This window comes from Nostoc sp. 2RC (genome assembly GCF_014222165.1).
Classification (GTDB): Bacteria; Cyanobacteriota; Cyanobacteriia; order Cyanobacteriales; family Nostocaceae; genus Nostoc; species Nostoc linckia.
This window is the reverse complement of record NZ_JACKZU010000302.1, coordinates 1-10,140: the sequence shown is the minus strand read 5'-3', so window position 1 is coordinate 10,140 and position 10,140 is coordinate 1. Positions and strand designations below refer to the sequence as shown.

At 40.5% G+C, this 10,140-nt stretch carries 7 protein-coding genes; 6 read left to right on the top strand and 1 reads right to left on the bottom strand.

All coding sequences use genetic code 11. The annotated features are described in order from the left end of the window. Nucleotides 1-46 precede the first annotated feature (46 nt). Nucleotides 47-4,708: a GAF domain-containing protein gene (locus tag GNE10_RS25990; protein ID WP_185568041.1), complete on the top strand. Its 4,662-nt coding sequence runs from the start codon at nucleotides 47-49 to the stop codon at nucleotides 4,706-4,708. Nucleotides 4,709-4,899: 191 nt separating this feature from the next. Here GNE10_RS25990 and GNE10_RS25985 read toward each other — a convergent pair whose 3' ends face one another. Beyond that, on the bottom strand, nucleotides 4,900-5,769 hold the full coding sequence (locus GNE10_RS25985; protein ID WP_185568038.1) for an inositol monophosphatase family protein: 870 nt from the start codon (nucleotides 5,767-5,769) through the stop codon (nucleotides 4,900-4,902). 472 nt (nucleotides 5,770-6,241) lie between these two features. Here GNE10_RS25985 and GNE10_RS25980 point away from each other — a divergent pair, with 472 nt between their 5' ends. The 5 genes from GNE10_RS25980 to GNE10_RS25960 all read left to right on the top strand — a co-directional run bounded on the left by GNE10_RS25980 (nucleotide 6,242) and on the right by GNE10_RS25960 (nucleotide 10,071). After that, on the top strand, nucleotides 6,242-7,201 hold the full coding sequence (locus GNE10_RS25980) for a DNA polymerase III subunit delta' (protein ID WP_185568036.1): 960 nt from the start codon (nucleotides 6,242-6,244) through the stop codon (nucleotides 7,199-7,201). Nucleotides 7,202-7,383: 182 nt separating this feature from the next. Beyond that, nucleotides 7,384-8,001 (top strand): hypothetical protein, encoded by a 618-nt coding sequence (locus tag GNE10_RS25975; protein ID WP_185568035.1) that lies wholly within the window; start codon nucleotides 7,384-7,386, stop codon nucleotides 7,999-8,001. 462 nt (nucleotides 8,002-8,463) lie between these two features. Further along, complete coding sequence (locus tag GNE10_RS25970) at nucleotides 8,464-8,901, top strand: Rrf2 family transcriptional regulator (protein ID WP_185568033.1); 438 nt, start codon at nucleotides 8,464-8,466, stop codon at nucleotides 8,899-8,901. A 167-nt stretch (nucleotides 8,902-9,068) separates the two neighbouring features. Continuing rightward, the gene (locus tag GNE10_RS25965) at nucleotides 9,069-9,461 is read left to right on the top strand and encodes a pentapeptide repeat-containing protein (RefSeq protein WP_185568031.1); all 393 of its coding nucleotides are present in this window, start codon (nucleotides 9,069-9,071) and stop codon (nucleotides 9,459-9,461) included. A gap of 115 nt (nucleotides 9,462-9,576) precedes the next feature. Then, on the top strand, nucleotides 9,577-10,071 hold the full coding sequence (locus tag GNE10_RS25960; protein WP_185568029.1) for a DUF2243 domain-containing protein: 495 nt from the start codon (nucleotides 9,577-9,579) through the stop codon (nucleotides 10,069-10,071). Nucleotides 10,072-10,140: the final 69 nt, after the last annotated feature.

Here is a 10,140-nt window from a genome sequence, read left to right as displayed (position 1 = left end):
CCCCATAAATCCCCAATCCCCAATCCCTCGTAGATAAGGCTTAAGGATGAAAGCACCATTACCTGATAACGAAGCACAGAGAATCGAGATGCTTTTGGAATACAAAATCCTCGATACACAACCTGAAGCTGTCTTTGACGATCTCACTCGTTTAGCTTCGTATATTTGTCAGACTCCAATTGCCTTAATTAGCTTAATTGATATCAACCGCCAGTGGTTCAAAGCTCAGGTGGGTTTGGATATCCCAGAAACACATCGAGACCAGGCGTTTTGTGCCCATGCGATTCTACAACCTGATGTTTTGATTGTGCCTGATGCGGCAAATGACGAACGTTTCGCCGCAAATCCACTGGTGACTTCTAACCCAAAAATCCGGTTTTATGCTGGTGTACCTCTAACTAATGCTGAGGGATACGCGCTGGGAACCCTTTGCGTCATTGACTACATACCACGGAAACTTACTTCCGAACAGATAGAAGCATTACGTACCTTGGGTCGTCAAGTTATGAAGCAACTGGAATTGCGTCGTAATTTGGCAAGTTTAGTACTTATGGCTGATAAAGGCAAAGCATCAAAGAAAGTACGCAAGCAATTTTTCAAAACAATTGGGGCGGGTTTTCTTTTAGCATCGGCAACTTTAGTTGTCATTGGTGCAGTCTCTTATCAAAATACAGAAGTATCCACTAATAACCGCAGCATCATCAAAAATATTAATAAGAAAATTAACAGCTTAGAAAAAGTACTGTCACAGACAAAGGACGCTGAGACTGGGCAGCGTGGTTACATCTTGACTGAAAAAGGAACTTATTTAAAAGCCTATCAACAAGCACTGACTAACGTAGACAAAGAAATTATAAAACTGAAAAATTTAACCGCAGGTGAACCAAAGGAACAAAAGCAGATTTTAATCCTTGAATCTTTAGTTGCAGCTAAAGTGACTCAACTAAAACAGACTATCAACTTGCGCCAGAATCTGGGATTACAAGCGGCATCGCAGGTGCTACTAGCAAATGATGGTCAAAATCTCACGAACGATATCCATAAAACGGTTTATGAGATCCAGAACCAAGAAAAAGGGCGGCGTCAGCAATTATCACAAGCTACAAAAGCTTGGACTCGGAAAACAACTTTGACAATTGCGATCGCCATTGGTTTGAGTTTCTTGATTTTGGCTGTAGTCTACTATTTAATCTATCGTGAGGTTTGTGAACGTAAAAGCACAGAAGAAATCTTAAACCAAGAACGCAACTTTATCTCAGCAGTCCTTGATACTGCGGGAGCTTTGGTGGTAGTTACTGATTCCCAAGGAAAAATTGTTCGTTTTAATGAAGCTTGCGAGCAAATAACAGGTTATTCCTTCGACGAAGTCAGAGGTAAGTATTTTTGGAAATTGTTTCTACTTTCTCAAGAAGTAGAGTCAGTGAAAGCAGTTTTTGAAGAACTGCGGACTGGTAAGAGTTTTCTAGAACACGAAAATTATTGGCTAATGAAGGATGGGACTCACAGATTAATTACCTGGTCGAATACCATCTTAAAAAACGATGATGGTTCTGTAGAATACGTTGTTTGTACGGGTATTGATATCACTGAGCGCAAACGAACTGAACAACATTTAAGCGCACAATACGCCGCAACCCATGTTTTAGCAAATTCCACTACAATTAAAGAAGCTATGCCCCAAATTCTTCAGGGAATTTGTGAAAGTCTAGGATGGGATTTGGGGGAAATTTGGATGGTAGATCAGCAAGCAAATGTACTGCGTTTTTTGGATGTCTGGCATAAACCATCCCTGGAAGTACAAGACTTTGTAGCCTTGAAGCAGCAAACCACTTTTCCACCAGGAGTCGGGCTACCTGGACGTGTTTGGCTGACTTCCGAACCTGTTTGGATTGCTGATGTGGTTAAAGATCTGAATTTCCCTAACTTTAAAACCGCAGCTCAAGTAGGACTACATGCGGCTTTAGGTTTTCCACTCCGCACTGATAGCAAAATTCTCGGCGTCATTACCTGTTTTAATCGTCAAATCCAGGAACCAGACGAAGACTTAGCGAAAACCATGAATTTTATTGGTAGGCAAGTGGGGCAATTTATCCAGCGCAAACAAGCTGAAGAAGAATTACAACGCCAAAACTTGCGATCGCAACTTTTTACTGAAATCACCCTCAAAATTCGCCAGTCTTTGCAAATCGAAGAAATTCTGGAAATTACTGTCAAGGAAGTACAAAAAATCCTCCAAACTGACAGAGTATTAATTTATCAGCTTCAGCCAGATGAATCCACAACCACCGTCATTGAAGCAGTAGTCTCTGGCTTGCCAGCAATTAAAGAGCAAAACACCACCGCCCCCTACTTTCAAGCCGAATATTTACAACAATACTATCTCCAACAGTACCGTCAAGGACGAGTTTTAGGGCTGGCTAATTTAGATCTCCTGGAACTCGAACAAAAACACTTGGAATTAATGCAACAATTCGGCGTGAAAGTGAATTTAGTTGTGCCAATTCTCGTCAAAGAAGAACTTCGTGGTTTGCTCATAGTTCATCAGTGTGACTATTCTCATCAATGGTCTAACTTTGAAACTCTCCTGTTACGCCAAATAGCCGACCAAGTAGGTATAGCCATAGCCCAAGCCCAACTATTAGAAGCAGAAACTCGTCAACGACAAGAACTTGAAATTGCCCGTTATCAAGCTGAATTAGCTTCTCAAACCAAAAGTGCTTTTTTAGCCAATATGAGTCACGAAATTCGTACTCCTATGAATGCGGTATTGGGAATGACTAGTTTAGCTTTAGATACTTCCTTAGACCCAGAACAGCGAGATTTTATTGAAACAATTCGCATCAGTGGAGAAGCTTTATTAACTTTAATTAATGAAATTTTAGATCTTTCCAAATTAGAAGTTGGAGAGATGGCTCTAGAAACTCTAGATTTTAACTTATCTACTTGTATTGAAGAAGTATTAGAATTATTGGCTCCTTCAGCCCATAATAAAGGATTAGAAATTGCTGCCCTCATTGAACATAACGTTCCCATCCATCTCCAAGGAGATGCTGGGAGGTTGCGGCAAATTCTCATGAATTTAATTAGCAACGCCATCAAATTTACCAGTGTTGGTGAAGTAGTAGTGGAAGTACAATTACGTTCCCTTTCCGCCACCACAGTTACCATCTACTTTGCCATTACAGACACAGGTCTTGGTATTAGTCCTGAAGATCAACCGAGATTATTTATGCCATTTACCCAAGTCGATGCTTCAACCACTCGCAGGTATGGTGGTACAGGCTTAGGATTAGCCATTTGCAAACAGCTGGTAACTTTAATGGGAGGAATAATTGGGGTAGAAAGTCAAATTGGCAAAGGATCTAAGTTTTGGTTTGAAGTACCTTTCGCCAACCAACTTGAGCCTATATTAAAATCGTCCCCACCATTAATTAATTGCCGCGCCTTAGTAGTAGACGATAACTCTACTAATTGCAAAATGATCCACAATCAAGCTACTACTTGGGGAATGCAAGTAGATCGAGTCAACAGCGCAGCCGCAGCACTCAAAGCTATTCATAAAGCTTGCGAGCAAGGAAATCCCTATAATATTGCCTTAATTGATATGGAAATGCCAGAAACAGATGGCATCAAACTAGGAGAACAGATTAAAGCCAATTCGGCAACTGCTGAGATACCTTTAATTATCGTCATTTCAACTAATCAAAGAAATCAAGTACAGCAAGCTTTAAAAATCGGATTTGCTGGTTATTTAGTCAAACCCATTAAGGCATCCCGACTTTTCGATATGACCCTCAATATTTTACAAATTCAGCCAGCATTAGAACCAGGTACTAGGGAACAAATCCAAAATCGAACCACTTCAAATGTTGCCAATTCTTGCCGTATTGATGAATCTCCAAACCCGAACTTTTGCACTGAATCAAAGTTAAGAATTTTGCTAGCGGAAGATAATTTAGTCAATCAGAAAGTCACACTTAAACAACTCCAAACTTTGGGCTATAAAGCTGATGTCGTTGCTAATGGTAAAGAAGTTTTACAATTATTAGAAAAAATTCCTTATGACTTGATTTTAATGGATTGTCACATGCCAATTTTGGATGGTTTAGAAACTACAAGAGAAATTCATCGTTGGCAAGAAAGTGCATTTGCTAGTCGTCGTCGTCCTGTGGTCATTGCCATGACAGCCAATGCCATGAAAGAAGACAAACAAAAATGTTTAAATGCTGGAATGGATGATTATCTCAGCAAGCCAGTGTTGAAAGAAAAATTAGCCGCAATTCTAGACCATTGGGCAGACATCATCCTTTTGCAACAAATAGTAATTGAAGGCGAACAAACAGCTTCTCCCATCAACAACACTGAAATTGACCAAACAATCAATTGGGAACACCTACATCAAGTATCAGATAATGACACACAATTTGAATTAAATCTCTTGCAGATTTTCGTTCAAGATATTAAACCCCGTTTAGAGATTGTCAAAAGTGCGATCGCACTTTATGATTTTGGACAAATTGTCCGAGAAGCTCATTACCTCAAAGGTGCTAGCAGCAACATTGGAGCCACAGCTATGTACTTAGCTGTTGAGAAACTAGAACAACAAGCCCTCCAACACGAGCATAAAACTGCAACTAAGTTAATTACAGAAATCGAAGAATTTGTCAATCGTATTCAAAAATTTTTAACTGAAGCAGTGGATAAATAGGGGATGGGGAGACAAGAGGGGGGAAAGGGAAAAGGTTAAAGGGAAAAGGGTTTTTATTTGCCCTTTCCCCTTTACCCCTTAACCTTTTCCCCACTTCTGAAGGTTTGGTATTTTCCCTTTCCCCTTTGCCCCTTAACCTTTTCCCACAAGAGTGCAAAAAGCACTTTTGCCCAATGCCCAATACTCTATCCTCACACAACTAAACCTTGAGTTGCTTCCAGCAAATGTTGATGAATGGATTTTGACGCAGCTAAGATTAATCCAGGGAGACTGTAGTTTTTACAAGTATATAGTGGCGGCAAAGTGGAACCATCAAGAGTAGTGACAAGATAGCCGGCTTCTTTTGCTAAAAAAGCTAGTGCAGCAGCATCAATAAATTTACCGGCTCTGATTACTGCTCCACTCAAATCACCAGTGAGAATGCCATTCAGATTGGGAATTTGTATATCACTAGAATAATCATTGGCAATATCAATTACTTGATAGCGTTCTTTTAATAGAGGTGCGATGGCATTCATTCCCCATCCCAACAATACAGCAGGTTTAGGTGATGTAATCTCTAAGGGAACGCAGGCTTCTAAATTCGTTTCCAATGTTCCTTTAAAAGTTCCTTCGCCTCTCAAAGCATAAAAATAAACATTTTGGGCAGGAGAAATTGCCAGCACTGCCTCAAAATCATCTGCATTTAAAATACTAAGAATAATTTGATAATTAGAATGTCCATCCATGTAAAATTTCGTGCCATCAATTGGGTCGAGTGTAATTAAATAATCACCTTCAAGCCCCAGTTCAGTAGCACGAAAATACTTGGTGTTTCTAGAACTTTCATACTCTTCTCCATAAAAGCGAATCTCTGGAAAACTACCCAGTAGTACTACTTCCACTAGATTTTGAATCGCTACATCCGCATCAGTAAGTGCAGCCGCAAAAAAATTTTTTCCTTGTTCTTTAGCGGGAAGTGCAGCAATTTTTGGTTGCATAAAACGGGCGTAGGCTGCTGCTACTTTCAGATGAGGAAGTAAAGTTGACAAAATTAATTGAGTACTCGGTTTTGTGGACATTCCAGCAAACTCCTGTCTTGAAAATAGCGTTGACTGTTGACTGTTGACTGTTGACTGTTGACTGTTGACTGGGGAGTTATTATTCTCACCTGGGATCTAAATGATAGGTCTGTAATCGGACACGATATGATTTGGGGACAAGGAGCAAAAGAAGGGTTGCAATAAGTGTTGACAATGAAGTTCACTGCCGACTTGGGGTGTCTCTATTGTCACTTCCTCTATGATTGGCGGTGTGACAGAATTTTATATTCAGACAAAATTACGGTATCATGAACTACTATTTTTGGCGATGCCTGTACTTGCCGTACTTACCAATACTAATGTGCGTTCTAATAGCATTTCACTTTATTTATGATATGAATACGAGCCTAAAAGCGTACCGTTAACTGTGAACCGTCAACAGTCAACACTCACCAATAGCAATGGAATCTTTTTTTACTTGCAAGTCCCTATTCCCTGTTCTTTCTTCACAATGACTATTAAGCCATTTGCACCACTTGTAGGACAACAGCAAGCCATAGAATTGCTCACTCAAGCTGTTAGACAAAACCGGGTTGCTCCCGCTTATTTATTTGTGGGGCCAGATGGTGTAGGTAGGAGTTTAGCAGCCAAGTGCTTTGTGGAATTGCTATTTTCTGATGGGATGGAAATCACTACTGCTTTACAAAACCGTTTGCGTCAAGGTAACCACCCGGCTTTGTTGTGGGTGCAACCAACTTATCAATACCAAGGACAACGATTTACAGCAGCACAAGCGGCTGAAAAAGGACTCAAACGTAAAGCACCACCTGTAATTCGATTAGAGCAAATTCGAGAAATCACCGAATTTCTCAGTCGCTCGCCTTTAGAAGCCCCAAGGAATGTGGTAGTGCTAGAGGAAGCCCAAACAATGGCGGAAGCCGCAGCCAACGCTTTATTAAAAACTTTAGAAGAACCAGGACAAGCAACGTTAATTTTAATTGCACCGACAGTAGAGTCTGTGTTGTCTACTTTGGTGTCACGCTGTCAGCGCATTCCTTTTTATCGCTTGGATGGAGAGTCTTTAGCTGTTGTACTCACACAAACAGGTCATCAGGAAATTTTGCAACATCAGGCAGTATTGAATATAGCAGCTGGCAGTGCGGGAAGTGCGATCGCATCTTACGAGCAATTACAAGCTATTCCCCCTGAATTGGTTGAAGATTTAAAAAAAGTGCCCAAATCTTACCGCAATGCTTTAGAATTAGCCAAAAAAATTGATAAAGATTTAGATACAGAAGCACAACTATGGTTAGTTGATTATCTTCAACAATTTTACTGGCAGCAGTGGCATCAAGCCCAAGCGATGGAGCAGCTAGAACAAGCTCGTAAGTATTTACTTACTTACGTTCAACCACGGCTAGTTTGGGAATGTTTGCTGTTATCTCTATATCAAAAATCAAGACTTTATTGATGATAGCGATCGCCAAATATATTCACACTTGTATAAACTCTAATTAATTATCAAGACCATATCAATAGTAACTGTGCCATTATTCACAAGCTAAAATAGTTGTAAGAAATCTACCACAAAGAAATCAACATTAAAAATGTGTCATTAAAAATTAAATTTAAAAACTCCATCTCTCGCTCATCATGAACTTAGCACCGACAATTTCAGTTCTTCTTTTAACCACTAGCTTGGCTGCAATTTCTTTGCAACTTGGCACTGCTTCCAGCGCTCAAAAGATATCTAACCTGAGCCAAGCATCAAGTAATTTGCCATTGGTCAAATCAGTAGGACTGTCTCCAGATATGGATGTGCCTTGGTCAAAACCCGTGAGAATCCTCGACCCTTTTGAAGGCGAGTTACTTGGAGTTTTTGACCGCAATTATTTAGGTGGTTATTTATATCGCGATGGTTCCAAACAAGTTATTAGTTTGTGGACTCCTGAGAGCATTAGACTACTCGTAACAGTAAATTCTGGTCAAGTAAAATCTTCTTTCTATACCGCAGGTAGTTTGTATCCCAGACCAGATTACCTGAAATTCGTGACTACCCAAAAAGTAGATAAACTTTCGATTAAAGTCAGGGAAAAAATTTTTCAGTTAGAGGGTTCAACAGGCACGTTTGTCGTTAACCAAGAACTAGCCACTGCCTTGAAAAATGCTCCAGATGAAAACTTAGACATCAGACTAGTGTTGGAAGGAGGTCAAACTGTTGATAGCGAAATTGGTAAAGGGACAGTAAAAGCTTGGCGAAGTATTTACTAAACAAAAATTTACACTTACTCATCACTAGACTTCTAACAGAAGTGGGGAAAAGGGTAAGGGGTAAAGGGCAAATAAAAACCCTTTTCCCTTTCCCCCCTATTGCAGAAGTGGGGAAAAGGGTAAGGGGTAAAGGGTAAAGGGCAAATAAAAACCCTTTTCCCTTTAACCTTTTCCCTTTCCCCCCTATTGCAGAAGTAGGGAAAAGGGTAAGGGGTAAAGGGAAAATAAAAACCCTTTTCCCTTTCCCCCTCTACTCATCACTCCCAATACCCAAACCCTGTAATCAATCATTTTTATTTATGGGGTTAAAAAAAAAATATAATTGTTTTTATGCTAAAAAGTCTTTAAAGTGGAGTTAGCCGGTCAACAATCTGTTGATTGTCAAGTTTTTCTTAGCAATAGCTTAGGGAAATAGATTTAGTAACTTTGTATATTTAGGTGTGAGTTTAAAGTATTACGCCTGTGGTAATCTCTAACAAATCAGAATACGCACTCCTAGCCCTGTTAGAGTTGGCAACTTGCTACCCTAACGGTGACGCATTGCAAATCCGCGAGATAGCAGCATTGCAAGACATACCGAACCGCTACTTAGAGCAACTCTTGGCAACATTAAGGCGTGGAGGTTTAATTAAGAGCATACGCGGAGCCAAAGGCGGCTATGTATTGGCACGAGATCCCAGGACAATTACAGTGCTGGATGCTTTTACCTGTATGGAAGGTTCCGATGCTGTTGCCTCCACTTGTGAACCGCCCCCTAGTACAATAGAAGCTGAGCTAATTCAGGAAGTTTGGCAAGAAGCACGTCAAGCTGCTAACTCCGTACTAGAAAAATATACACTTCAAGACCTTTGTGAACGGAGAACAACCCGACAACAAAAAGAACTGATGTATTACATTTAGGAACATTGAAGTATTGAAATGGTAGGGGAGACAAGGTAGATTGGGCAGAGGAGCAGAGGGGCACAAGGGCAGGGGAGAGTAATAACTCGCCAGTCACTAGTCATCACTCAACAGTCATCAGTCAACAGTCATCATTCAACAGTCAACACTCCCCACCCTTTTTTGTTATGTCTCAAATAAATTCTCAACAGCCAATTAATAATGCCGCTACTGTTGTAGAGAGTTATGCAGCAGGAAAACGAGACTTTAGTAAGGCAGAATTGGGTAATGCGGATTTACAAAATATTAATTTGAGAGGATCTGACCTCAGTTATGCTGACTTGAGTGGAGCGAATTTGAGTGGAGCTAATTTCAGGGGAACTGATTTGAGTTTTGCCGATTTGAGTGAAGCTAATTTGAGAAATGCTGATTTAAGGGGAGCGTTGTTAATGTCGGCTAATCTTCATAAAGCCAATCTCGAAGGAGCAAACCTGGAAAAAGCAGACTACGATCGCAATACCCATTTTCCTGAAAATTTTGACCCAGCAAAAGCTGGAATGCAAATTAAAGCAGAAGATTGACTAATTTTAATTTGAGCGATGCCTTCGGCGGCAAGCTACGCACTTGCCTCAGGATAGAAGATATGGTAACCAAAATAATTCTATTTTGGTAAAAAACCGATTTCTGAGGTTAAAGATGGAGGCCAAAAGTACAACCCTCAATCAACGGACACCCTTAATAATTGCGGGAATCGTTCTTGGTTTAGGTCTTGGAGGATTTGTTGATGGAATTTTACTGCATCAATTACTCCAGTGGCATCACATGTTAAGCAACATTCGACCTCTGACAAACGTTGCTAATGAAGATTTGAACATGGTGTGGGATGGATTATTCCATGCTTTCGATTGGCTGTTAACCGTAGCAGGAATAATCCTACTCTGGCGTGCTGGAGGACGCGACGATGTTCCTTGGTCGTCACAAACCTTTATTGGTTCAATACTTATTGGTGCTGGGTTATTCGACGTAGTTGAAGGATTGATTGACCATCAAATTCTCGGCATCCATCATGTGAAACCAGGCCCAAATCAACTAGCTTGGGATCTTGGATTTCTTGCATTCGGTAGCCTACTTGCCGTTATTGGCTCGATAATGATAAAAAAAGATTCAATTGAATTGGGGACTGGTAAGTGATGACTGGTGACTGATGATTGTTCACTGGCGAGTTATTATTCCCCCCTGCCCCTCCCCATCACCACACTC